General features: G+C 47.8%; 12 protein-coding genes. 3 read left to right on the forward strand and 9 right to left on the reverse strand.

All coding sequences use genetic code 11. The annotated features are described in order from the left end of the window. Nucleotides 1-152: 152 nt before the first annotated feature. From J7I42_RS17885 to J7I42_RS17915, 7 genes are all read right to left on the reverse strand, one after another. On the reverse strand, nt 153-5,432 hold the full coding sequence (locus J7I42_RS17885) for a fibronectin type III domain-containing protein (protein ID WP_209140209.1): 5,280 nt from the start codon (nt 5,430-5,432) through the stop codon (nt 153-155). Between the two features lie 32 nt (nt 5,433-5,464). Beyond that, nucleotides 5,465-8,674, reverse strand: coding sequence for a SprB repeat-containing protein (locus J7I42_RS17890; RefSeq protein ID WP_209140210.1), 3,210 nt, complete (start codon nt 8,672-8,674; stop codon nt 5,465-5,467). Nucleotides 8,675-8,683: 9 nt separating this feature from the next. Then, on the reverse strand, nt 8,684-10,768 hold the full coding sequence (locus tag J7I42_RS17895; RefSeq protein ID WP_209140211.1) for a fibronectin type III domain-containing protein: 2,085 nt from the start codon (nt 10,766-10,768) through the stop codon (nt 8,684-8,686). 3 nt (nt 10,769-10,771) lie between these two features. Continuing rightward, entirely contained in the window at nt 10,772-15,274 is a 4,503-nt protein-coding gene (locus J7I42_RS17900; RefSeq protein ID WP_209140212.1) for a hypothetical protein, read from the reverse strand. Between the two features lie 224 nt (nt 15,275-15,498). Then, nucleotides 15,499-17,211, reverse strand: a complete 1,713-nt coding sequence (locus tag J7I42_RS17905; protein WP_209140213.1) for a TonB-dependent receptor — start codon at nt 17,209-17,211, stop codon at nt 15,499-15,501. 28 nt (nt 17,212-17,239) lie between these two features. Further along, nucleotides 17,240-18,598 carry a PKD domain-containing protein gene (locus tag J7I42_RS17910; RefSeq protein ID WP_209140214.1) on the reverse strand — a complete coding sequence of 453 codons (1,359 nt, stop codon included), beginning with the start codon at nt 18,596-18,598 and terminating at the stop codon, nt 17,240-17,242. A gap of 447 nt (nt 18,599-19,045) precedes the next feature. Beyond that, a complete protein-coding gene (locus J7I42_RS17915) occupies nt 19,046-20,968 on the reverse strand; it encodes a hypothetical protein (protein WP_209140215.1) in 1,923 nt (640 codons plus the stop codon). Nucleotides 20,969-21,066: 98 nt separating this feature from the next. Here J7I42_RS17915 and J7I42_RS17920 point away from each other — a divergent pair, with 98 nt between their 5' ends. Genes J7I42_RS17920 through J7I42_RS17930 form a run of 3 tightly spaced genes read left to right on the forward strand, consistent with a single transcriptional unit; the run spans nt 21,067 to nt 23,077 of the window. Then, entirely contained in the window at nt 21,067-22,176 is a 1,110-nt protein-coding gene (locus J7I42_RS17920; protein ID WP_209140216.1) for a glycoside hydrolase family 130 protein, read from the forward strand. 46 nt (nt 22,177-22,222) lie between these two features. Continuing rightward, a complete protein-coding gene (locus tag J7I42_RS17925; RefSeq protein WP_209140217.1) occupies nt 22,223-22,609 on the forward strand; it encodes a DoxX family protein in 387 nt (128 codons plus the stop codon). Nucleotides 22,610-22,621: 12 nt separating this feature from the next. Continuing rightward, complete coding sequence (locus tag J7I42_RS17930) at nt 22,622-23,077, forward strand: GNAT family N-acetyltransferase (RefSeq protein ID WP_209140218.1); 456 nt, start codon at nt 22,622-22,624, stop codon at nt 23,075-23,077. A 209-nt stretch (nt 23,078-23,286) separates the two neighbouring features. Here the strand turns inward: J7I42_RS17930 and J7I42_RS35625 are convergent, their stop codons facing one another. Beyond that, nucleotides 23,287-24,339 (reverse strand): adenylate/guanylate cyclase domain-containing protein, encoded by a 1,053-nt coding sequence (locus tag J7I42_RS35625; RefSeq protein WP_209140219.1) that lies wholly within the window; start codon nt 24,337-24,339, stop codon nt 23,287-23,289. 288 nt (nt 24,340-24,627) lie between these two features. Beyond that, nucleotides 24,628-26,727 carry a glycoside hydrolase family 97 protein gene (locus J7I42_RS17940; protein ID WP_209140220.1) on the reverse strand — a complete coding sequence of 700 codons (2,100 nt, stop codon included), beginning with the start codon at nt 26,725-26,727 and terminating at the stop codon, nt 24,628-24,630. Nucleotides 26,728-26,873: the final 146 nt, after the last annotated feature.

The raw sequence follows: 26,873 nt of genomic DNA on the forward strand, positions 1-26,873 counted from the left end.
ATCGGGTCTTAAACAATCAGTTGGCCTTGCGGTCCTGACAGGTCATCCTTTCCCTTTAATTGACCTGTCAGAGCCTGCCCCGCTTGGCGGGGTGCAATAAAACGCACTAATAAGGCAAGCTCAAATGATGCACCTTACAGGTCACCCCTATTCTATAAGATTATAACTGCACTAATAGATTCTATTTGTGTTTTTCTTACCGTGAATTCAACTTTAAAATGCTCTTTTGTATAACCGGTATAAGTACCGTCGGGGATATTAAAGATCCCTTTGTTTTTTATGTTCACCTCATGGTACGCTTCTTTTATCCCCTGTAACAATTGTTCGTCCGTCCAGCGGCTGCGGTTCCGCACATCCTTGTACGTTACATTTTTCAATGCTTTCGGCAGCCCTATTTTATTCCAGTCCACCAATGAAAGTGTCCTTACAATAAAATTCAGCCCGTCGGTTTCCGTAACCACCCTGATCTGGTCATAATCATAGATCTTCTGGAGATAGGGACCATCATCTTTGATAAAAGTAGTTCCCTGGTCAATGGCTTCCTCTATATCGGTTGGCAATACCCCAAAAGGATTATCGGTACAGCTGGTAATAGCTTCCCGGGAAAAGTACCAGTCGCCAATGGCCGCATACGTTTCGCCACCTATTTCCTGTGTGCCATAGTTTTCCCAATTTTTCCAGTTAGCCTTCCAGTCAGTTGTTACAATATTGGGCAGAGTTGTCACCAATTCTTTACACTTATCGATGAATTTGTCAACAACCATATCCTGCACCTGGTCCTTGCAAAATTCTTTCAACTTGGGAATGAACGACTCATCGACATTTACGAAATCATGGAATTCCTTCAACACATCAAACCATTCCTTCCCATCATTGTATACCTCATACCTGGCGGCCAGTTTATCCAGGTCATCCACCATTTTTCTACCGCCGCCATCTAAACTATCCCGGTTGATCGATGGTCTTATCGTTGTGGTATACACTCCATGCAGCTCTTCGATTATCTTCAACACATAGTCGGCCGTATTTACTTCCAGTGCCAGGCCGCCATACTCTTTCACACTTTCTACAAACTTTATGGCATTATCCCTTAACAATGCCGCTGTTTGTGCCGCGTCTATATCATTCATATGCCACAGATACAGGGCAGGCATCCGCACAATATCGCCATTTGAGAACAGTGTCTGCCCATTGGTAAGCGTAAAGTCTTCGCCAAAGACCACGGTCACCGCATCAAATGGATGGATGTTAGTGATCCATTCGTACCCGTTATCCTTGATGTTTGCCTGATACTTCTGCTGAAGATAGCTGTTAACTCCCTTATAGAATTTCTGTTCCTTTATTCTATTGATCGTGAACGTGCACCTGTTGTTCTGACTGTAAAAATCAATCTTATCATTAATATGGATATAGAATTCACCATAATCATATTTTGCATCACAAAAGAGTCGGTTACCCAGCAGGTCGCCCCGGGTAAAGGCGCTTCGCTGGTCTTTTTTCTGGAAGAGTTCGAAGAGGCTTCTCAACATTGCCTCCCTATTACTGCCGTCAACATCATGTGTCAATCTGTAAAGCACGGGCAGGTTACTGTCTTCATTCAGGAAATTGGCTATCATTACGGCTTGTTCGTTATCTGGCACTGTGGTGAGAACGGTTATCAACTGTTTTTCCTCACATTTTATTTCATCACCAACGAAACAGCCCCTGATCCAATTACCATCCTGCGTATACAATTTGATGATCTTGATCCGCTCTTCAGCCGTCAGCTGTTTGTACATTTCCTCGCACGTATTACCTAACAGCGTCCTCATCTCATCGACATTGGTAATGGCAGCCACCTTCCCCTTTTGTTTTTTTGTAGTTTCTACAAACCTGACAAAAGCATCCATGTAAGTATGCGCTTTATCTTTCAAACCAGCATAATTGTAGGCAGGCGCACCAACCCAGGGTTGATCGCCCATCCATAATGCGCCCGAGCCGCACCTGCGAAATGCACTAAATTCAACCGGGTATAATTTTATCAGGTTGGCTATATGCACAATAACCGGCAACGGCATGGCATTATCTCTTGTATTATCATACAAAAATACCGTCGCTTCCTTACTTCCCTCAAATTCTGAATAAGGGCGCATAGAACCGGTGATGTCATAAGCGGGGATCTCGTACCTTTTCTCATAGTCTTCTACCGCTATCTTTTCCAGCAAAATGCCCGCATTTTTCAAATAGCCACTGGCCCTATATCCTGAATCCTGGGTCTTTTTCCACATGGAGTCAGGGACCTGTGCCCATCGTGCCTTTATAGCGTAAGCAGTATCTTCAACATGGCAGGAAGGAAAAGCAATGATGATATTCCCCCCGGTCTCTTTGGCCGACAGGCTATCGTTATAAGGGTCCTTGCTGCCATCATCAGGGAAATACCCCAAAAATGAGGCGGTACCGTTCTGCGCTTTTGCAAGATACCGGACTGTATTTTCTTTCGCGGGCAAACTAAAACCTATCAGGGTCCCAAACGAAATAGATTGTGCCGAATCTTTTTCACTGGTGCTGTTGAAATAATTGGTTTCGCTGAGGTTGATATTCGTTGCGGTGGCAGGTAAGGTAACCGGGAATCCACCGGGCGACAGGAACGTATAGGTATTGGTCTTTACATTCTTCAGCTTTTCAAAATCGGTGACATTGCCCACTCGAAGCTCGGCATCCCCGGGCTTTTCAAAAATAGGGACCACTACACCGGGGTCGTGCAGGGCATCCCACTGGTATTTGGTGAAGTTATTACCCGCCGGGTAATCCATTACATTCGATGGCAACTCGCCCTGTTTAAATCCATAGCCATCGAACACGTGTTTCAGCTGGAACAACCCATGCCCTGTTTCATGCGCAACGGCATGGCCATCGCCGCCGTTGAACAGATAGCCAAATTGTTTTCCCCTGGGCATCTCACCGGCGATGCTGCTGTCGCTGCTGTTCAACACAAACAGGTACACCGCATCGTTCTGCACGGAACGCGCTTTTGCATAAACACTGTTCAACGCCTTCATTTCATTGGTTTGTGTAGATAACCAGCTACTGCCCGAGACCGCCAGTTTATGGTCGCCATTAAGGTCCCAGCTGTTATCATTGAGATCAGCCTCCTGCGTTACGTTGAACGTAACCCCTACCGGATTGTAAATGGCGTTCAGTTGCTCACTGATGGCTGCCTGATTAGTGGTGGCGCCATTTACGGGTACCAGCACCAGCTTGCGGACCTGCGGCTTGTACGAAGCGATCAGGAGTTTACCCAGCGACAGGAATTTACTACTGTCCTGCGGATACAAGGCATACAATTCCTGCGCATCCCCACCGGGGCCACCCACGAGGTTTATTTCCCAGGTACTATCGGTCAATGGTTTGCTTTCATAGCGCACTCCTTTGGCCGTTATGAACCGGATGTTATTGGCTTTGATGGTGGTATCCTTTATCGCGATCACCGCTTTTATCACATCTGTTTTTGTTTCGGTGATCAGCTTGGCATTTACATAATACTCACCGGCCAGCTTTTCATATTTCTCTTTAAACAGGTTGCTGTTGGCATACAAGGACTGGTACGCATCGAATGCATATTGCTGGTTGGGATGCGGGATGAAACGCACCACTGCCTTAGAGGGCTGCAGTGTGTTCAATCCAGCCGGTGTCATGTTAAATGTCCCTGCGCTTTCACTTATTTTGGTAACGGTTCCCTCTTTGTCAATTCCATACACCGTGCCGTTCTTGTCTTTTATGGTAGTGGGCACCTCTTCCACTTTTACTTCCTTAACCGTACCATCTGCGCCGGTAATGATCAGCGTAGTACCCTGACTGGCACCGGCAGTGTCTGTATCCAATGTTACTTTGATGTGCTCCGCATCAGGGATCACCATGTCGATATAGTAGCCGGCGGTATCTACGCCGGCACGAACAATACCTACGTCCTTGCCACCATCGAACACCTGGTCGAGGTTGGCTATTTGTTTTTCAGTAGAATCATAGGTGGATTCTATATAGCCGCCGATCAGTTGTTTATCAGTATTGACGGTTATGCTGGAGAATTTTACTTTAACGCGGTTTTGCCCCAGGAACGGTACGGTCACATATCCTGTACCTGTAAAGCTACGCTGACCGCTTACCTGCATCAGTTTTACCGGGAAGTCGCCGGCCACGATCACATCCCCGGTCAACAGGGTTTGGATGGCTGTCCGGTTGGCGATGTCAGGCGCGGCGGTGAGGGTGCCACAGGTACTGTCCGCCGCACTGTCCTTACCCATGGTCAATGTTCTTATTTCGCTGTAAGTATAGGTATTGCCGTTATCGCAGGTACCGCCCACGCGGTATTCATACGTTTTTTCTTTTTTCAGTTCGGTCAGAACCATGCGGCTGGTATTGGTGGTGGAACTGTACCACGTAGCAGCGGCCTGCCCTTTTTCGCGGTAATCAACCATAAACGCAGTTTGGTTGGGATTGGGCGTCCAGGTAACGGTGGCGCTGCTGCTTTTTATTTCAGCCTGCACATTTACCGGTGCTGCACAATTGTTCTGACAGGTAAACCAGGATATTTCACTATAGCCATTATTACGCCATACATCACCGCCTTCAGTACCCTCAGTTGGTTGGGCCCTGATGCGCCAGGCATAGCGGTGACCGGTCAGTAACAACGGTTCTGCCGGTCCATATAATAACGTGGTGCTTTTTGTAGTGGTGCGATACAATGGCTGGGCAGTGCCAAAAGCGGCCTCCGGCGCCACGCCATTGTCCCACAATTCAACCAGGGAAAATTCATATTCGGTATTGAATGCACTGACCGGACTGTTATAATTCCGGGGTGTCCACTGGAAGATGATGTTCTGCGGGTCTTTATAAACAATGCTTTCGGCCTTTACCGGCAGGTTCAGCAAGGGCGGATCGTTCAAACTGATCCAGGCCATGGCGCAGGAACTGCGGCCTACTACCTGGTTAAGACCGGTCTCGGTCTCCACCACTTCAAAACAAAATTGATAGAACCCTTCGGGCAATTTACCGCTTTGGAGATATTGTGCGCGGGTGATGCCCTGGAAGATAAGATTATCGGCATTGAAATAAGCGGCCAGATCGCCCCCGCCTATGCGAAGTGGAATACCGGCATTCAACTGAATAGGGGGATAATATATATTATCGCGGCTGAGGAGTTTGGCCACCTGGCCCTGGATGCTCATGCGTAACCGTACCTGCATAACCGGTTTATTCAGATCGGTATTGGTAAGCAGCACTACCAGTTTATCCTGTACGCCATTGTAATAATCGCTCAAATTCAGCGTATACGGCGCTTGCAGCTGGGGCACTATCTGTACGGGATATTGCTGACCAGTAACCATTTGTGCGGCCAGTAAGCAAACAAACAACCACAACCGGCTTACTGTTTTCTTATATAGGGTAACTCTCATTGTTAAACACGCTTTAAGACCTAATCTTTTTATTATAAGATCAACACCCTGAAAATGCGGCTGTCGTTCGCCGTTTCCAGAACCAGGGCATACAACCCGCTTACCAGGTTCACCTTATAGGGCACCGAATAATTTTTGCTGCCGCGCAGACGTCGTTCATCAAGCAGGGCGCCATTTTGCAAATTCACCAGTCGCAGGTTGACATCGGCCACATCCTGCAAGGCCACGGTAACCGTAAACTGACCGGTGCTGGGGTTGGGAGCCACTTTAAAATCCAGCACAAAGGGATCATTGGCAGTGCCCGGGTCGTTGAACGATTGCGCTTCCAGGATAGTAATGCTTTTGTAATATTCTTTTGAACAACTGCCTACACCCGACCGAATGCCAATGCGGTAGGTGCCGGTATCGTTGAACTGTAATTCAATCAGGCTGTCGGTTTTCCGTACCACCGTAATGGCGCTGGTGGCTGGCAACAGCCAGGCCACGGTCTCCGGCCAGGGTTTACTAAAATTGATCAGGGTTATTTTATTGCCTTTAAAACCCTGGGTACTTGATACAAATTCTGCCCCTATGGTGGCATTGCTCCGGGTTATGGCAATACTGTCGCTGCCGGTACAGCCTTTACTATCGGTTACCAACACGTTGTATTTCCCTTCGCTGGAAAGGATGGCCGCCGCGGTGGTTGCCACATACCCATATGGCCCGCTCCAGGCATAAACGGCCCTGGGATCGGGGATGGCCGCATTTGCCAGCCAGGTTTGCCCGGTACATAAAGTAAGATCAGGCCCCAGGTCTATAGTAAGGGGGAAAGGATCGTTTACGGCAAATGATTCCTGCGTGGTACAGCCTCGCGTATCTGCAATGGTCACGCTATAATTGCCGGCACAAATACCGGTAATACCTTGTGTGCGGCTGCCATTGCTCCACTGGTAGCTGTAAGGCGGCACCCCGCCTGCCAGTGTATAATTGATGGCGCCATTACAAAAACCGGTACATACCGGCGGCGTTACAACAGCGTTATTTATCAGGATGGGATTGGGCGTACTTACTTTTACCTGTTGCTGGGTCTCACAGCCATGCGCATCTTTTATATACGCCAGGTAACCGCCCTGTTGCAAACCGGTAATGGTTGGCGCCGTACTGCCCGTGCTCCAGGCCAGCGAATAAGGCTGCGTGCCACCGCTGATGATGGCCGAAGCCGTACCATTGGCGCCGCTATGACAATCAACCGGCGTGCTGCTCAAATTAACAGCCAACACATTGGGCTGGGTAAGGATAAAAGGCGCCGATTCCCGCGTGATATTATTACTATCAGTGACGGCTATTTTATAAGTACCGGCGCCCACATGGGTAACAATACTATCGCCCTGGTGAATGAGTGCCCAGGACCCGTTCACATTCAAAAAACACTGGTACACATATCGCCGTCCGGGGAACTCTATACCCCCTTGCGCTTTGGCATACAGTTCGCCATCGCTGACCCCATTACAGGACACGTATCTATTTTCAGCCACGGTAACGATCAATGGCGGCGGCTGGTGTAAATGCAGGGTATCGCGCACCATACAACCTGTTGTATTGGCGCCTGTCGTCAATGCATAATGACTGTCAGTAGCAGTAACCACATAGGTACCATCGCCAATTTGTTGCAGCGTTGAGGTAAAGGGATCTGTTGAATTGGTAACGTTTGTCAATACAGTACCGGTGGCATAGTTGTTCCATGTTACATGGTAACTATTACCGCTTACCGGAGTGCCACCAATAAGAATTACTTTGGCCTGCCCATCGGTATAACCATACGCCAATGGATCGTTGATCTGCCGGTAGTCCACCTGTACGGGCTGCGTGGGTTGACCAATGGTAACGTTGGCCACCTTTTCAATACCACTGGCCTCTTTTGAAAAACAGCCATTGCCATCAACCACCCGTAACTGATACACCCCCGAATCGAGCCCGGTGATGACATGCTGCCCCGTAGTGGAAAATGGTACCCATTGCCAGCTGGCATCCTGCACCTGTTTATACCCTGCGCTGTAATTGCGTACCCCGCCTGTTGCACTAATATTAATAATTCCATCCGCCCCCCCATAACAATACACATCCCGCAAATTATTGTTAAAGCTTACCGAATCAGGGCTACCAAACCCGGTCTCGCCTCTGTGGCCGGCGTCCAGAGTATAAGTGGCTATAGTACCGGTACCGGTAACGAAACTGCCCATCAGGTCGATGACAAAACCACCCGGCGACAATTGCGCCGGAAAAATATATTTATTAGCAGCATCCAATGAAACATCGGCAGCTACCGGATAAGGGCGGTTGTTGATCGTATCGTTTAAGATCAGCGACAAAGACTCTCCGGGCACCAGCGCGCGGTCGAACTGCACGATGATGGTTCCGTTCGATTCCCCAAAACATTTATTGGGAATCGGAGTAAGCGTTGTGATATGTGGGGAGGGAATGGTGGGTTTGAAAGTAAGTACTTCAGAGACATAAAAGTCGGCCTTTAACCGGATAAAAACGTTCGAATTACGAACGGTATCAAAGTTCGCTCCAATGAGATCATACCCCGACACCCGGATGTTGGTTTTCCCTGAAGTATTGGTGGCTGCGGGAAAATCGTACCAGCCCGTACCACCAATATTATATTGCCAGTTGTAAACCGGCGCCGGGTAGCCAGCTGTGGCAGTAATAGTAATGCGATCGGTAGAGGGCAAATAGTTTTCGTTCGTTTGCAGATCGATATTTTCGGGCGAGATAAACACCTCAGTGTTCCCATAATAACAGCCAAAGGGGCTGCTGTGGAATTGGTGCCATACCCCCTGCGTTATATTAACGGGCCAGTCGTACTGGCTTCCACAAAGATGCGAGCAACCGCTAAACCCCGATTTATCGGCACTGCTTTCGAGATATACGTTCGTGATCAGCCTGGAAATATCAAAGCTGATGGAATCCTCAAACCGTCTCCTCACTACCCCATCGCATCCGTTTTCATTCAATCCATTCAGGTCGTGCCCTACCCCATTATCTGAATTCCGCAAGGGCGTTTTGGCAATATCCATATTGGATGCATTGCTAAACTTGGCCACTTCCTTGATCAGATTCCCGGTACATACCTCCCGGTAATCGTCGACCTTCGGACAGGTTATCTGTGTAATTAGTTTTAATTTATAGCGCAGCTGAGCCTGGGTGATCAAGGCAGTGCTCATTAAAATGGTCATCAACAACCCTACACGTATTTTCATAGCGGACAGTTAATAATTTACCGTTACTTTTTTCATTTCACTATAAGCGCCCGACAACAACACCGCCTGTACCGCATAGTGGTACACAGTATTTGGTTGTACATCGGTATCATACAAGCCTTTTTGTGCGGCCGGAATTATTTTCCACAGCGACATCCCGCCAGTACCTATGGCGCGGTATACCTGGTAGTTGCTTACCTGTTTAAGCGCATCTTCCCATACGATCTCCACTCTTTTATTTTCTGGCTGCGGGTATGCATACAGGCGGGTGAGTTGTAATGGGCCTGCCGCCGCTGATGTAATGGTCACTACCAGCGGTTCGGAAGCAGTGACCAATCCGGCTTCGCTGCGGGCTGCCAGGTAATAGTGGTATTGACCGGCCCCGGTTTGAACCGTATCAGTATATCCGGTAGCACTTTTTGCAAGAAAGTTCTTTACGAGGACATACCCCGAATCCCCGGCACCCTTGCGGTATAATGCATGCGCGGCAATATCTTCATCCATACTGTTTATCCAGCTTAGGGTAACCTTGTTGGCATCTACTGTAAAGCGGTTTATTACAGCGGCTGAGGGTGGGATGATATCCGGTTTCTTTACTTCCACCAGGGCCGACATGGCCGACTGGTTCCATCGTTTATCCAATGCGGCAACTCCATAGTATACTTTTTTATTCAGCAGCTTCAGGCTTAGTTTATCGCGGAATTGATTGCCCTGCCATACCGAATCTACCAGCGGTATGGGTTCTTCATCCTGTTTCATGGCCCGGTATACTTTATACCCCATCAGGTCGCGTTCACTGTTCTTATTCCAGCTAAGCGATACCACGCCATTGGAATCTATCACCGCCTGCAAACCGGCCGGGATATCGGGTGGTATGGAATCGAGTGGTTGTACCAACACCGGAAAGGAGGTACGACCCTCACCTTCTTTGGCGATCGCCGTCAGGGTAAAATAACCGGAACCTTCTACCGGGTTTTTGAGCTGCAGCGCACGTTTGGTAACTGCTATGCTGTCTATGTATATTTTATAAGGACCATCGGCATGGTCTGCTTTATTCAGCCGGAACCCTTTGATGAGGGTATTGGCATTCTCCTCAAACTCCCACCGCATTTGCAACAACCCCTTGTCATCTGCATAAGCGGATTGAATACCCGGCACAAATGGCAGCACATTCACTCCTTTTCCTTTTACTATATCAGAGGGCGGTCCTGTTTCGCCAAAAGGATTAATACCCCGCACCCGGTACTGATAAGTAAGCTCATTGCTGTGCAGTGTATCGGTCAGGTACATGCGTTTGGCACGATGCTTTTCGCCTTCATTCAAATTGGCTACCGGCATATCGCTCAGGCGGTGAAAGGTTTTACCGTTGTCTTCCGACCGCTCCACGAAATACGAGGTATAATAAGTGGCTACGCGATCATAATCCCAGGAGAGCATAACAACCCGGTTGCCAAACTGCGCCTGTATTTCCTGCACGGCAGGCAGGACCTCATAGTCAGCCGCGCCAATAAAGACAGCAGCACTGTCTTTCTTTGCCAGGGCGACCGGCGCCGCGGCGCTAAGCCGGTACAGGTATTTTTCATTGGGACGAATGTCATTGTCCACGTATCCCCAGCCGGCAAGCAATGAGGCCTCAAAACTCATATCGGCCGCAAACAGCGAGAAGCTGAAGCGTTGCTCCATTTCCTGCGACTGGCTGATGAGATGGCCCATGCCTTTACTAACACTGCCTACCTGGAAATCGCTGCCATATAATGCCTGGGCAATAACAGCTGCGTACTGGTCTTTTTTCGCCAGCGCCTCCCAATCGTTCAACGGTTTCGAGCGGATGGGCAGCCCCAGCACTTTGCGCTCCGGCACCCCCAACATTTTTTTATCGCGTAATACGGTATACCGTTCCAATACAAAACCATACTGGTTGGTGAGTTTCCATAAGGTGGTGTTGGTAACAGCCCAGCGTAACCGGATGGTATGTCCTGTACTATCGGGTCGGGCGATCACTCTTAGGGGCGTCACCATTTTTTTACCGGCTTGCGCCCCTGCGCCGATGCCAGCCAACAAACCAATTACTAAAAGCAATAGGGAACGTTTCATAGTTTATTGAATAGGATTATAATAAGGAATGGTGTGTGAACTGCCTTTGATACCGCCGGGTATTACAAACTGATAATTCACGTTATAATAACCCTTGCGTATGAAGGGGAAGTAGCCATTGATCAACCATTCGTATTGTTGTTGTTGCGACGTACCAAGGAAACGGTCCACCACCTGGGTTTGCAGGTCCAGAAAATCCTGTTTGTAAATCCGGAACAGATCGTATATGTATGGCAGATACCCGGTAACCTGTGGATCGGCAAAATTGCCCTGCTGTACCAAACTCTGGTACGACAACGACACCGGCAGTGCCCGTACCGGTACCAAACCCAACAAAGCCGTATCGCGCTCCCCCAGCCCAATGGAACCGCCTACCGGGTAATTCTTATAGTTCAATGGATAAATGTATGCCTGGAAATAGGCATCGTCGGTGATGGCCACGGGTTGCGCCAGCGGGAGATTATTGGTATACTCCGTTCCTGATAATTCGTTGAGATCAAAAGGTTCGCCCCCCGTTACACCCTGCTGCATACTGATAAGATCTGAGGCCAGCTTTTTTATACTGGTGCCGCCCTGTTGTATGGCTTGCATCTTTTCGGCAAAGGTGCCATACCGGCTGCTGCGGAAGGTATAATTCAACAACGGTTTACCGGTATTCGTATTCACAACACTAGCTGCGCTGTTGGTGGCAATCTGTACGCTGTCGCCATTTACCGCTGTAGTGCTAACCGCCTGACCGCCGCCTTGCGGGGTGGTGGCAGAAGGCACATTTTGCAGTACCAGTTCATAATTACTGCTGGCCTGCACTTTAAAAATATTAAAGCGGATGCGGCATTCGGTTGAATCGTAACTAAATGGCAGCTTCACCGGCTGTCCGCCACCAACCGGTTGTAACATCAACTGTGGAATATACCCGCGGATGGCAAACAAATACTTCTGCCCCCGTTTCAACTGCACCACGCCCTGGTTGGTTTCACCGGCATAAAAATTATGCTGTTCCACTACCGGCCAGGCATAACTTATATTGCTCAAGGGAATGCTTTCGGGCGCCGTACCGGTAACAAAATTCAGCGTTCTGCTCTCCTCAGCTTTCTTTCCATCCAGATAGACAGTTTGCCAGGAACCATGCTGATTTTCTTTAAAGCTTACTTTCACCACCGCTTTTATAGCAGTGGCCGGTGGCAATACATCTGTTGAATAAAAGGTAACGGCGTCATTGTTTGCATTCCAGGTCAGTTTACCGGGAATGCTTTTTCCATTGGCCAGCAGATCGAACTGATCGAGCTGTACGCGGAAGGTATGATCGCCTTTTTCATCAGAGATAGGGATGTCTTTACCTATGGCAAAATTGAAGGCAGCCTGTGGGGACGCAAATACATCTACATTGGCCGTGTCTTTGGGACTTAGGTCTGAGATCACCGCAATACCCACCGGCGTTGTTTGGGCGCCTCCCGCAACTATGGTACACTCATTGCCCACTTCCAGTTTGAACCGCGCATTTCCGGATACCAATCCGCCCAATACACTAAACCGCACACCCAGGTATCCAACAAACCACGAGGGGTTGGGCAGCTTCGCCTGCATCAACGTGGCCGCAGCGCCTGAGATAATGGGGATGCGGGCCTTTATAAACCAGAGGTTCACCTTCACCCCTAATTCCCCTTGTAAATAAGCATAGGCCTGTGCATTGGCATACCAGCCATCCATCCCAATGGGGTCGCTGCTGCCTTCGCAATGCGCATCGCCATAATCTTTCAGCATAAGATCGAAACCAAGCCCGGCCTTGAAATTGGCATACAGCACCAGGAACGTGATATCACCGGTCTCCACCGATAGCCGGGCCCCAAAGGCAAACCCACGGCCATCACCCAACGCATTTTCATCACGCATATAATCGAGCTGTGCCGCATCCAGACCCAGGATATCAGCCACTTCATCAGGTGGTGGCGGTGAGCCGGGGATCTTTGTTCCCAGCATGAAGTAAGATTGTGTTTTCAGTTTGAAACTTCCCAGCGAGAACTGGATACCGATCGGGTCGGTGGGCGTACCCATGTATACATACCATTCACCGGGTGCAAAATGCATCACGGCCCAGCCGGCCCGGTAATTATTACCAATTCCCTGCAACAACCCCTTCGCCACATTTACATACAGATCGAAGTTTGCATGGAAGGTGTTTGCTTCAAAATCATAGAACATCCCAAGGTAAGCGGAAATACCATTTTCGGTATTCATATCTACATCTGGTGGAATGGTGCGGGCGGCCTGTTGCGGGTCACTGATCTTTAATTTCTGCAGCTTTTCTATTTGTTCCAGTTTGGCTACATCCGACAATCCTTCCAACCCGGAGCTTACTGCGTTTTCCACTTTATTGAACAGCGCAGCCGATTTCTCCATGAACTTCCCGGCTATGCCTGGCAGTTTGCCCATGAATTTGGCATTGCCAAAGAAACCAATGTAATTCATGCCGCCATTGCGATTAAAGGCCACTTCAAATTCAGCCATGCCCTGCACGGCTTCGGGTTTGGCCACATTAAAGAAGATGCCGGCCTTGATTCCAATACCCATTACCGAATCGGGTTTGTATTCACCCAACGCACTGCCGGTAGAGGAGGCCGAGCCTTTGTTCTTTTTACTCATGCGGAAATAAGCGCCGCCGGCAAATCCATTGAGGCGTAAGGGCCCAACGATCGGGATGCCATCGCCCCACTTGGCCTGGCCATCCACAAACCAGTACCGAAAGGTGCTGTGTCCGAAAATGCACCGTACAGTTACCTGCAGGCTGCTCAACATCTCGAATTTGGCAGTGATATTACCGGCAAACCCATCGCCGTACTCTTTATCATCCTGCATAAAATTCGCTTCCCCGCTCAGCGATAGTCCTCCGATCTTTACATTCTCCAGCTTTATGTTTGAAATACCTACTTTTTCAAATTCCCACTTATGGTTACCATTTTGATCCCTGGTGAAAGTGCTGGCAATATTTAACCGGGTACCAGCCTTGAAGGCATTGTCCATCAGGGTTAGCTTTACGCCAAACGACAGATCGACCCGGGTAGTGTCTTTGGCTACCAACACGATGCTGTCTATCGATACCGGGAATTTGGCGATCTTTACTTCGCCACTATAACCAAAGTAATCCACGGAGAAATAGGGAGCCATGGTCTTTAACCGCAGGTTGCGGAAGGTGACACCCTTGAATTCGGCCAGCGAATTACCCGCACTGCCTGTTGCGCTCACCGTCATGCGGCCACAAAGATTTGCTTCTGGTCTGAAGCGGCCATTATCTACCAGCAGCTTTATATAGGAGTTGGAATCAAGGTCTACCTTTGCCTGCCATAATTTAAAATCGAGCGACTTCTTTGGCTTTACCGTCAACCAGTATTTATTGTCTTCGGTGATCACTGCATCATAAGCGAGTGAATCGGCTGCCGCAACGGGCAACCCCAGGTTACCACTGAACGAAGCGGCCACCAGGTGATTGGCTTCGAGCCCGATACTGAAATCATTCACCGAAAAACGCCAGCCCGAGGCAGAACCTGTATTATAAGACAGGATATTCTTTCCCGAGAAATTACCGGTGACACCGTTATTGTCGATGATCATTTTTGTAGCGCTAAAAGATACAGCCCCCTCTTCATTGGAGCGTTTGAACATCTCGGGCAATGCGATCTCAAGCGATTGAATATATACCCCCCGCCACATGGTAGCACTGGGATAACTCATATACCGTTTGGCATAATCGGCAGGGAAAGCCACCGTGGGGCTGTTGCGGAAATCGCTGAAATCAAAGACGGCATTAGAAACCGTAAACACTACCCCTTCGAGTTTATTGATCTGGAACTTTGGCAAATTGATGGAGACCAGCAAATCGTTCCAGTCGGTTATTACTGTTTTGAACGAAGCGTTCACACTGGCGTTTGAATCTGTTATCTTCTTACCATTCTTATCACAGGGCACCAGCAGGTTTCGGGGGAACTGCACCAATGCTGACACGCTTAATTCTTTAAACCCATTACAATCCATGGAAAGATAGGTAACTGAGTCCTTGGCCTGACCGTTTGTTGTATTGAGCCCGCCTTGCAGAATGAGTTTGGCATTACCGCCCTGGATGGGAATAGGAAAATCGCCCAGCAATACCAGCTTGGCATCTCCCACAATGCCGCCTGTATACGAAAGCTTCAAACCGCTGATGCCAAATACCAGGGGCTTTTCATATTGTGGAATGTTTACACTGGCATAGGCAGTGAGCTCGGTATACTTCTCCCGAAAGATGGCACTGCTCACTGCTATTTTATACGTGATGTTATTGATGGTCCTGCGCAGTCCAACCGGTAATTCATTCACATCGGAGGGTTGCAGCGACTCTATCCACCGGTTCGATTTTTCCACTTTCTGTACTGCGCTGATCGCAGCAGACCGGATATCGCCAGAATCGGAATACTCATTTGCATAAGCTCCGGTAATAAATAGCAACAGTAATAAACTAAAACAATAACGTATCATATAGTTCTTTGTGTTCAGAGTTCAGTTAAGACCTGTAAGGTTCGCCATCCGAGCTTGAGCATTCAGAGGGCCTAAGCGATCCCCGATAAATCGGGGCAGGCTCTGACAGGTCTTAACGTAAGATAAAACGACCTGTCAGGTTCAAGACATCAGGCTGATAATGCAAGACCCAATGATGAACCTTACAGGTCTTCCCTTCAACTTATAACTTTCAACTACCAATCTCAAAAACTATAACTATACCCCATAGTTCCGGTGAGGTCAGTTGAGTTCTTTGATTGCGTTTCCCGGTATTGATTGACCAGGTTCAGGTTCAGCCGGTGTTTTTTGAACACGGTATAGGAGGCATTCCAGCGGATGCTTACCACACTGTTCACTAAGGAATTTTCCTGCCTGCTGAAATTGTAGGAAGCAGTCAGTCCGGAGGAAAGTTTCTTTTTAAACAACCGGGCCATAAAACCCAGCGTGGGCCCCATGGTAATAAAATCATTGCGTGCAATGGTATTATAGCTGACATTATAAGCAGCGGTGAGGTTCATCCCCTGTTTCAACCATTGTATCCCATACGAACCGGACAGGTTATAAAACTGCGAACCGTTCCCTTTGGCTACGGTCCCGCCCTGGTCATCGGATGCATCCTGAAAGCTCAGGTTCATATTCAGCGAATGCAATTGTTTGTCAGCTTTTGTGGTGAGCACATTTACATTCAGACTGGCATTTTGCGATAGCTGGGTGAAATTGAGCGTATCCAATTGTTGAAACGGCAACTGGTTGATGTATTCAAACTGCGGACGGATATTCATAAATGTTTGAAAACTGGAATAGTTCAGACTTGTCTGGAGTCTTTCCGTGGGTGCATAGTTCATATTGACAGCGCCTACAAAACGCCGGGTAGTACCTGATTTACTATAATCGAGGTTATCACGCTGTACACCTACGTTTGCCGATACACTGGCTTTATCTCGTAAAAAGCTTTGCGCCAGGTTTACCGTTATATTTTCCAGGTCATTATTAAAATAATAGGCACCGAAAGTCTGATAGCCAGGGTCAATACGTTCATATCCCAGCCCAATAGTGCTTTTGCGGAAATTGTAATTCAACGTACCCTTTATTGCATGGTATACGGCAGTGGACCCATTCCCTTTCATCACTATTTTTGTAAGGTCTTTATTATGATCAGTGGTAGTATCGCGCACATCCCGCGTTATCATACTGGTAGCATAGCCTGCGGTTACCTCCAGCCCCTTCACAGGTTGCAATGCCACTTCATAGTGCAATGCCAGGTTTTGTCCGGGGAAAATAAGCAGGCTATCGGGTGGTGTTGTTAAACTATTTCGTTCGTCTTTGGCAGAAAAGGCAGCAATGCTGAGGCGGTACCCTTTTTTTTCATACCCTATTGTAGCGCCATAGCCTATACGCCGGTACATGGGCAGCACATTATTATTAGTGCTGTCATAGTTGACAGCTTTTCTTAAGCGGCCAGCCATAGCGCTTATTTTCCAGGGACCATCGGGCGTAAGGTCTACGCCCGCCCCGGTAAACTGATGGCCATTGAGGGTATACGGTGAAAAGCTCATGGCCACATCACCCAAATGCCCGCTGACCCAGCGCCAGGTAGGATGCAGGCTCAGGCGGTTGGGCGCCGTCGGATAACTGTACCCATTACCCGCATTCGTAAGATTAAAAGAAAAAGGCAGGTTTATTTTACCAAATATGCTGGCGTTGACATTGCCCTGCAAAAACCAGGTAAAAGGCGCCCGGCCATAATTGCCATTGCCGGCATACCAGGCCGCATTGGCAGCCACCCCGCCACTGAATTTAAGGGGCCGCGCTTTGAACACGTCCTTCAACCCCTCCACATCTATCTGCTGGGCCATTGTCTTTTGGCAACGGCCTGCTACAGCGATCAGAATAAAACAGTGGATAATTTTTTTCATAGTTCCCGACTTCAGGTTTTATTGACAACTAGGGCGTCTTCTGCACTTTTATATCGGCTACCATATAGGAGCCCGCGCCATTTGACACAAACTGTTTTATTTTAACAGCGCCTTTGCGGCCGTCGCTGGTTTTAAATAATACGATGAGCGGCGTAACGCTATTGGAAAAGGAGCGCCACCCGCCGGCAGTAAAATTGATGGCCATTCCGGCCAGCAGTGCATCGTTGGTCAGGCCATCAAATTGAGCGGGCGTTAATGCAGCGCCACAATTACATTGGTCCTGGGAATTTATTATAGTAACAGGTTGCGCGCCTGGTATGGCGTTGAAGGTATATTCGCCGGCAGAATCGGGTGAAACAAAACGGTTATAGGTAAAGCCGGCATTCAACCCGAAAAATACGAGATCAATCTCACGGCCCGTTGTAGTAAGATCATCCGATGCTTTAAAACTTCGCTGCAAACTGGTTGAAAAAAAACAACCTATGGTTGAATGGGCAGTATTGATGCCTAACTGCACATTTGAAAAAGAGCGGAGGTTGGTATTGGGCAATACCGTTATGGGGTGTTGTACCGATTTGGTTTCTTTATCGTTATCAGCAGTGAGTGTAACGGTATAGGTACCACCGGCAGTAAAATGAACAGTTGGTTCCCGGGCGGTGTCATTACTGATCAATCCGCCGCCGGTAACGCTCCAATGCCAGTGCAGGCCACTGATGGTCTCATTGTGCAAGGTGGCCATCAGCGGTGCTTCCTGGTCGTTATCATCGAATGAGGGAATAATAGTGAAGACCGGTTGTAAGGCGGGTTGCAGGACTATCTTTTTGGTAAGGGTAAAATCTTTGCGGCCATTGTTCATCACCAGGGAAATAAGATGTTCGCCGGGTGTGTTGAACGCAATAGTGCCGGGATCTTTTTGAGCAGCGCTGGCCGGTTGCCCGCCTTCAAAAGTCCATTTATATTGTACACCACCTGAACTTTTATTGATGATGGTAACCTGTGCAGGTACAAAGTCATTTACCTGCACCACCGCATCAAACGCAATGACCACCGAGCTGTCGGCCACCAATTGTCTGGTTACCGTATCCCGGTTGTCATCATTCCAGGCCTCGAGGGTAATACTGCAATCACCCGCCGAATCAAAAACAATGGTACCCGGATCTTTTTTATTAGAAGTGGCCGGGTCGCCGCCGGCGAAAGTCCATTTGTAATGCGCAGCGCCGGTAGTATTATTGGTAACCTTCACCTTTACCGGAGCGGTAAAATCTTCATTCATGATGGAATAGGAAAAGTCAACGGTCAACGGCACCGCTTCTTCTTTTTTGCAGGCGGCTAAGGGTACCTGCAACAATAATACATACAGGAGGTATTTTAAACCAGTTGTTTTCAAAGGCCGGGAAGTTTAGGTCAATAATTACCCATCCTGTTCAGCAGCCTGAGCTGTGAACCGGAAAAGCAATTCATGGTAACAGTAATTGATTATGGAAGCATCGCGCGTATGGCGGTATCATCCTGGTTGCTTACCAGGAGCTGTATCCGCTGACATAAATTTGTGCTGAGGTAAATATGCCGGGTAATTCCTGGTTACAGGTAACGGCGTGCAAGGTTAATAACGGACGAATGACTACGGCTTTCATGGATAACGTAGGGTTAAATGGTTTCGGCCGCTAAATTAATATTCAAACCTATTCGTAAAAGTGGGAGTTTGTAAGTGTGCACATTTGGCCCAAATCCGTGCAGTTTTACCCCAAATGCGCGCAGTATTAGCAATTAGGTGCACATGTGATCTTAATGGCCCTCCCGGCACCCCGCTGAGGCAGGGCGCCATTCTTAGCAATTAAGGATGTACGGTTATCTCAATGGCGCCCTTTTGATTGGCAATAGCCAGCGGAATTGCTTCTAACCCGGGCACAAAATTGAAAATGCGATCACCGGTAGTGGGCAGGTGTATCAGCGGTTGATCGGCGTGGAGCGTAACCAGGATGTTGTTTTTTTGAATAACCAGCTGGTTATCGCGCTGCTTTTTTATTTTTTCTGTGGAAGCGGCAATCACCGGCACTACAATTCGGATAGCCTGCTCATAAGCAGCCGGTACTTTATCACAGCGCCAGGCAAGCGTTATTTTTTCGGGGGTGAATGTATAAGTGGTATGGCAATATACAGGTCCCTGTGATGGATCGTTCTGGTCCTGATCTACCAGGCGGGAGCTGGCCTGGATAATTATAGCAGAACCGGTTTTACTGGTGGTGACCGTGGCATCCAGACAGGAAATATTCATGTAGGTAACACCGTTATTGATCAATTCAATCCGCGGCGTCAACGCCAGGCTATGCGGATCTTTATCAACCTGCATATTGCCTGCTTCTACCAACTGGTAGCTGTTCATACTGGCTACCAGCAATGGCCCGGTTTGTTCGTGCCAGAGCAAACTGAGCGCCCCGCCGGTTGCATGCCCGTTGTGCATGGCCTTGTATTCCCGGTCGTACCCGGTTACCGTTGCCCTGAATTTACCGGTGGCGATCAACCAGGTTTGAATGTCTTCAAAAAAACGCAGTCCGTAAGCCGTTTCGCGGGGTATTGATCTTCCAGCTGGGTTAACCGCCGGCTTTTCATGATCAAGAATAGTTGCCAATGCTTTTATATGACAAAAAGTATGGTGCACACTCACCGGCACCTGATGCGTGTTATAATGCGGTCCGCCCATGAGCAATCCATTTACCGTGCACTGTTGTAATAACTGCGTGTTCTTCAAAGCAACGCGGTAAAAGCGGGGATCGCGATCAGCCAGCAATGCATAGGCCGGCTGACAGCCATCTGAAGTACGGCTTCCCCAGTACGTCCATTTATAATTGCGGGTGCCCCAGCTATTGTCCCACCCGCCATCGGGCAACATAAACTCCATATGCGTTTGTAAAGATGCCGTGACCATGCCCAGCACTTCTTCGTCTTTATTCAACAAACCATATAATGCCAGATTGGGCAATGACTCTTCTATATTGTATCCCAGATCAACAGAGAAGCAACCCTTTTTACTGGCTACATAATACGGGGTGCCTTCGCCAAATACAAAATGATCGTTGCGGGTAAAGAACTTCATGGCCTGTTGCGCCAGCATTTTTCCTTTCGCCCTGAATGTCGGATTATCCTGTATAGTGCCCAACAGCGACAACGCATACGCGCCTGAGATGGGATAATTAATGTTGCCGTAGTCAATATTAAAGTTGGTGAGGATGTACTCCCCTGCTTTGACCAGTCTTTCGTTTAAAGCGCTTTTAAAAGCAGGGTCCATCAGCTCACCATGATAGCGGATGGCCTCACTAAGTGCGATCACAGTAAAAGCAGTGGTGCCTTTCCATTTGTCGGTTATTTCGTTTAACCAGGACCCGTCGGGCTGGCTTACATTGGTCTCCATCCAGCGAAACAGCCCCGTGGCCGCATCCAGGTAACGACTATCACCCGTACGACGGGCCATCTGCATAAAGGGATAGATAGTATCGCCAATGCGACCGTAAATGTGGTGGGTGCCGGGACAGCGAATGCCGCCATAGTCCGCCCCCTGCGCTTTATCGTTTATCTGCAAACCAAGCAGGGTGGCAGCCCAGGTAGTAGTAAGGGAGTTGCTGAGCGCATACAGATCATCGCCGGCTAAAAACGGACTGGCAGCAGCAGCCGCCACCCTATTCACATTTCCTACTACCAATCCTATACCTCCGGTTGCAGTAGTGATAATAAAATTCCGCCGCGATACGGGACTGCCCATACTATTTTTTAGCGAACTTAATAATAATGAGCCAGCTATAATACCTAAATTGAGCTGACGTATAATTGACGTACCAAATCAACAACCAAACTTGTTTTATGAAACGCATGCTTGCCGCCGGCTTATTACTGATTGGTCTCATTAACACCTTTGCACAGACACAACTGCCCAAATGGGCATTGGGACCGTTTGTTCGACCGGCCAATGTGAATCCCGTGTTATCGCCCAAACCCCAAAGCGTTTTCCCCGATCCCATGAGCCAGACACCCATAGCCTGGGAAGCTAATGATGTATTTAACCCCGCAGCCACTATAAAAGACAACAAGATCTATGTGATCTATCGGGCTGAAGACAGATCGGGCATAGGGATCGGTAAACGTACCTCCCGGCTGGGGATTGCGGAAAGCAGCAATGGTCTCACCATGAAACGGTGGCCGGCCCCGGTATTGTTTCCAACCAACGACAACCAAAAAGAATTTGAATGGCCAGGCGGCTGCGAAGACCCGCGGATCGCTGTAACGGAAAACGGAACCTATGTAATGCTGTATACGCAATGGAATAAGAAAGTGCCGCGGCTGGCCGTAGCAACCTCTAACAACTTAACCACCTGGACCAAACACGGTCCCGCCTTTTACAAAGCATACAACGGCCGGTTTAAAGACATGGCCAGCAAGTCGGCCTCTATAGTGACCAAACTGGTTAATGGACGACAGGTGATTGCCAAAGTGAATGGCAAATACATGATGTACTGGGGTGAGCGCTTTATGAACATTGCCACCAGCGATGACCTGATGAACTGGGAGCCGATGCTGAATGAACAAAACGAGCTAAAGGCCGTGGTTCGCACGCGGCCCAATTATTTCGACAGCGACCTTACTGAATGCGGCCCGCCCGCCATTATAACAGAGAAAGGCATCCTGGTTTTATACAATGGAAAAAACAAACCCGGTGCAGAAAGGGACACCGCTTATACAGCCAATACCTACGCCGCCGGACAGGTACTGTTCGATCTACACGATCCAACCAAAGTGATTGGCCGGCTTGATAAACCCTTCTTCATACCAACCGAGCCGTTTGAAAAAAGCGGGCAATACCCTGCAGGCACCGTATTTGTGGAAGGGCTTGTCTTTCATAAAAACAAATGGTTCCTGTATTATGGTTGTGCCGATAGCCGGGTTGGGGTGGCTATATTTGATCCTGCGAAATAGCATGCGCTTGAGATAAGTTGTTTATATTCGTTAAAACCAACTAACGATGAAACCTAAAACCATCAACACGCTCTACTGGGTGTTCACCATCCTGTTTGTAATTCTTATGATCTTCGCTTCCTATGCCAGCATCATAGTAAACAAAGACGCCATTACACTCATACATGATGGTCTTGGCTTCCCCATCTACTTTATTCCATTTACTGGTTATGCCAAGCTGTTGGGTTCCATTGCTATTTTAATTCCCGGATTGAAAACGATAAAAGAATGGGCCTATGCCGGTTTATTCTTCGACCTGGTAGGCGCCACCTATTCCGGCCTTGCGGTATCCCCCAGCTTTGACCCCAGGATCCTGGGAATGCTGATCTGGTTTGTAACCGGTATCCTCTCTTATATTTTCTGGAAGAAAAGATTGAAATTGGGCATGGCTTAATAAATTTGTGTCATGACTACATTTCAAAGGACCGATTCCAATAGTATAGATTTTCAGGACCTGGTAAAATTGCTGGATGCGGACCTGGCCATACGTGATGGTTCGGAACACGCTTTTTATGCTCAATATAACAAGATCGTAAACATTCAACATGTAGTGGTTTGCTACCTCGACGAACAGCCGATCGGGTGTGGCGCCTTTAAAGAATATGATGAACATACGGTGGAAATAAAACGCATGTATGTTAAACCTGCATACAGAGGAAAAGGCATTGGTTTGTATATTTTGAGGGAACTGGAATTATGGGCTGCGGAACTGCATTACCCGGCTACTATTTTGGAAACCGGCAAGAAGCAACCCGAAGCGATCCGGTTGTACGAAAAGGCAGGCTACCACCTGATCAAAAACTTTGGGCAATATGAAAATGTTGAGAACAGCGTTTGTATGTCGAAGGATATAAGTTTATGAGTTGATCAGTAAATCAGTTGACCAGTTAACAGATTGAATAATAGCACGAGCTTATATTCTCCCTCCCGACGTGTCGAGAGGGCCGGGAGGCCTGCTAAAATTTGACGAGGTTGAATATAAGCGCGAGGTCGCATTTAGGACTTTCACGTCTGCCGTTTGCCGTCTGCCGTTTGCCGTTTGCCGATTCACGATTGCCTATTCCCCATTGTTCACCCTGATTTTTCACCCTCAATACAGATTACTTCAATAGCCTGTTTTTTACCTTTTAATACCATCATACCCAATGACCGGGTATCGTAATACCTTTCAACGGCACTGTGTTCCAGCACATACCTGGAGGTCAGAAAATATTTATTGTTCTCATTGCAGATGCTTTGGATGCGGGCGGTAGTGTTCAGGGTATCGCCATGATAGGCTATGTCTCTTTTTATTTCGCCTACTTCCACGGCCGTCACTTTTCCCATGTGAAGCCCGGCCTTGAATTGAGGTGACCGTCCATATTCTTTCAGGTAATATTCAGCCCTGCTTGCAAATTTTGCTTCGCAGGCAAAAAAGAACTGAATACAGTAAAGTGGCAATTTTCCCTTTTCAACCGTCCAGGTAACCACCACCTCATCCCCTACATATTGATAGATCTGTGCATTAAACCGGGGTACTACCTCATTAATGTCCAGCATACTATCGCGGATAAAGGCACTGTATTTTAAGTGCCCCAACGTTTCAGCTATCAGGGTCGATGACTTAAGGTCCATAAAAAGAAAGATGCGGTCTTCTTCTTTTGGGTTCTTGTATTTTCCAAACAATATAGGCACCAGCACCCCGGGCCCATATTTGTTATTGATCTGATTGACAAAATTGATCAGCAGTCCGGCCACTATGTTATAGATCAACAGCAATTGAAAGAAATGCTCCCAGGATTTTTCGGGATCAGTAACTACCTTATTAAAATAACGGGCCTGTACGTAGGGATACACCGCATACCGTACGATACTTATAAGAATGACAAAAATAACAAAGGAAATAATGGCTTTTAAGATAATGACAATTCCGAGGGCCCGTTTATAAAAGAACCGCCGTTCAAAGATCTGGTCTGTAAAACCGGAAGTAAAGCCATTACAAAAACCAAAGAACAGGGCTATAGTGACATTGGCCTTTAGATTGATATTTGCATTCAACAAGGGGCCTGCTGTCAATAATATAAAGTGAGTGATCAGCGCAAGAAATAAATAAGCGACCAGCCAAAAAATAATTTGTGTAAACACATGACTCAGGACAGGAAATCGGGAACCAAATCGCCCCGCATACTTTGTGTATATTAAACTCAACGCCATTGAGTCTGCCAATCATTTAAGCAACTAAAGTTAACTATTTCCTGTAACTCTTATTATGCTTTTGCGATAAACGATAAATTTCAAAAGCCTCTTATCGGTAAAACGGAATGAGGCTTTTTTAAGCCCGGTTATTTCAGAAAAACGCTAATAAAAAAGCCCTGCAAATCTTTCGACTTACAAGGCTATAGGCTACCCATAGATAATGCTAATTTACTAGCACTATTCATTTTGCATAATACTAATGGCGGTACCGCCACCAGCTGCCAAAGTCAATTTGAGTTTGGTATTGCTATCAACCGTTATTGTTCTGATGGAATAGGCTTCCGGATTTGTTTTCCAGTTGGCGTCTTTTCCATCTTCGTACAGGATCGCTTTGTATTTCTTTCCTTTCTCCAGGAAGTTCAACAAGAGTGTTGTCGTCCGTGCATTTTCATCGGTGATGGCACCTATGAACCAGTTGTTGGTGCCTTTTCCCTTGCGGGCAATGGTTACATAATCGCCAGGCTCTGCTTCGAGTATTTTTGTTTCATCCCAATCAACGGGCACGTCTTTTATAAACTGGAATGCATCGGGTTTGGCTTCATAATGCTCAGGAAGGTCGGCCACCATTTCAACCGGACTGTATAAGGTAACATACAATGCCAGTTGTTTGGTCAGGGTAGAATGCACTGACCGGTCTGGCATTCCGGGCGCATAGCCCTTTAGTTTAAAAATGCCGGGGGTGTAATCCATTGGTCCGCCCATCAACCGGGTAAATGGTAATACGGTCTCATGATCGGGGGGATTGCCATTACTAAATGCATGGTATTCGTTGCCCCGGGCTGCTTCACACGCCATGAAATTGGGATAGGTGCGTTGCAGTCCTGTAGGTCTTGGCGGTTCATGCGCATCAACCATAACATGGTACCGCATGCCCTGTTGCAATACCCGCTCGTAATGGTTTACCATCCATTGTCCATCGTGGTGTTCACCGCGCGGAACAATGCGGCCTACATAACCGGTTTTTACAGCCGGGTAACCATATTGTTGCATGAACCGGAAAGCCGTATCGAGCTGGCGTTCATAATTGGTAGCCGAACCTGAGGTCTCGTGGTGCATGATCATAGTTACGCCTTTTGACCGGGCGTACGCCGTTATTTCCTTTACATCGAAATCAGGATAAGGCGTAACAAAATCAAACACGTTCTCTTTCCAGTTGCCAAACCAGTCTTCCCAGCCCCTGTCCCAGCCTTCTACCAGCACGCCGCCGATGTTATTCTTTGCAGCGAAATCAATATACCGTTTTACATTGGCGGTATTGGCGCCGTGACGGCCATTGGGAATTAATTGCCCGTTGGCATTGGTGCTGTCGGCATAATCAGAGTAGTTCCAGGTGCTTTTGCCGGTTTGCATTTCCCACCACACGCCTACGAATTTCATAGGTTTTATCCATGCTACCTGCTGCTCAGCAGGTGGGTCATTTAAGTTAAGGATCGTTTTGGAGGCCAGGATGTCTGTTGCTTTATCGCTTACCAGTATAGTACGCCATGGCGTATGCGCCGGAGCATGCAGATAGGCTTTGTTGTTATAAGCATCCGGCACCAGGTGAGAGGAGAGAATAAACCCTTTTTTATCTACATGCAACTGCATGGCCGGATAATTTAACAAGGCTGCTTCGTGGATGTTGATGTACAGTCCATCGGCTGTTTTCATCATCAGCGGTGTTTGTACCGCCAGCGAATCGGTAACGGTACGTACTGCTATATCCGTGGCCGCCTGTACCACCGGTGAATTATTTACTTCACTGAGCAAGGAAGTGGTATAGGCATATTCATTGGTATCGAAATCGCCGGGGATCCAGAATGTTTTATGGTTACCGGCCAGTTGAAACTGGGTGTATTCTTCTTTTACCACAAAATAAACAAGACCGGACTGCTTGGGAAATTCATAACGGAACCCTACACCATCGGCAAAAACGCGAAACACAATATCAAGCAATTTGCCTGAACCATGTTTCAAATGGACCGTGAGTTGTTCGTAAGTATTTCGAATGGAGCTGCTTTCCCCCCAAACCGGTTTCCAGGTTTCATCAACTGCCTTGCGGTCAACATTAATAAGGGAAAAGCTTTTGTAGAAAAGCGAATCTGTATCGAGCAGGAATCCCAATGCGGAGGGTTTCACCACTTCCCTGCCATTGAATAGAACAGCATACATCGGCTTCCCCTGCTCATCTATAAAAAACTGCAGTTTCACTTTTTCCCTGCTTATTTCTAATGGAGGCGTGGCATTGGACACAATGGGAAATAACAGGCATGCAAGTACAATAACAAATTTCATCATTGGTTTAGTGTCAGTTTAAGAATGTTAAAAGACCTGTAAGGTGCATCATTGGGTGCTGAACAAATAGTGTGTTCAAGCGGTCCTGACAGGTCAGGTTCTTTTTAGTATCAAGACCTGTCAGGTCCAATACACCAGGCTGATAGTGC

It is taken from the genome of Niastella soli, from assembly GCF_017742245.1.
Lineage (GTDB): Bacteria > Bacteroidota > Bacteroidia > Chitinophagales > Chitinophagaceae > Niastella > Niastella soli.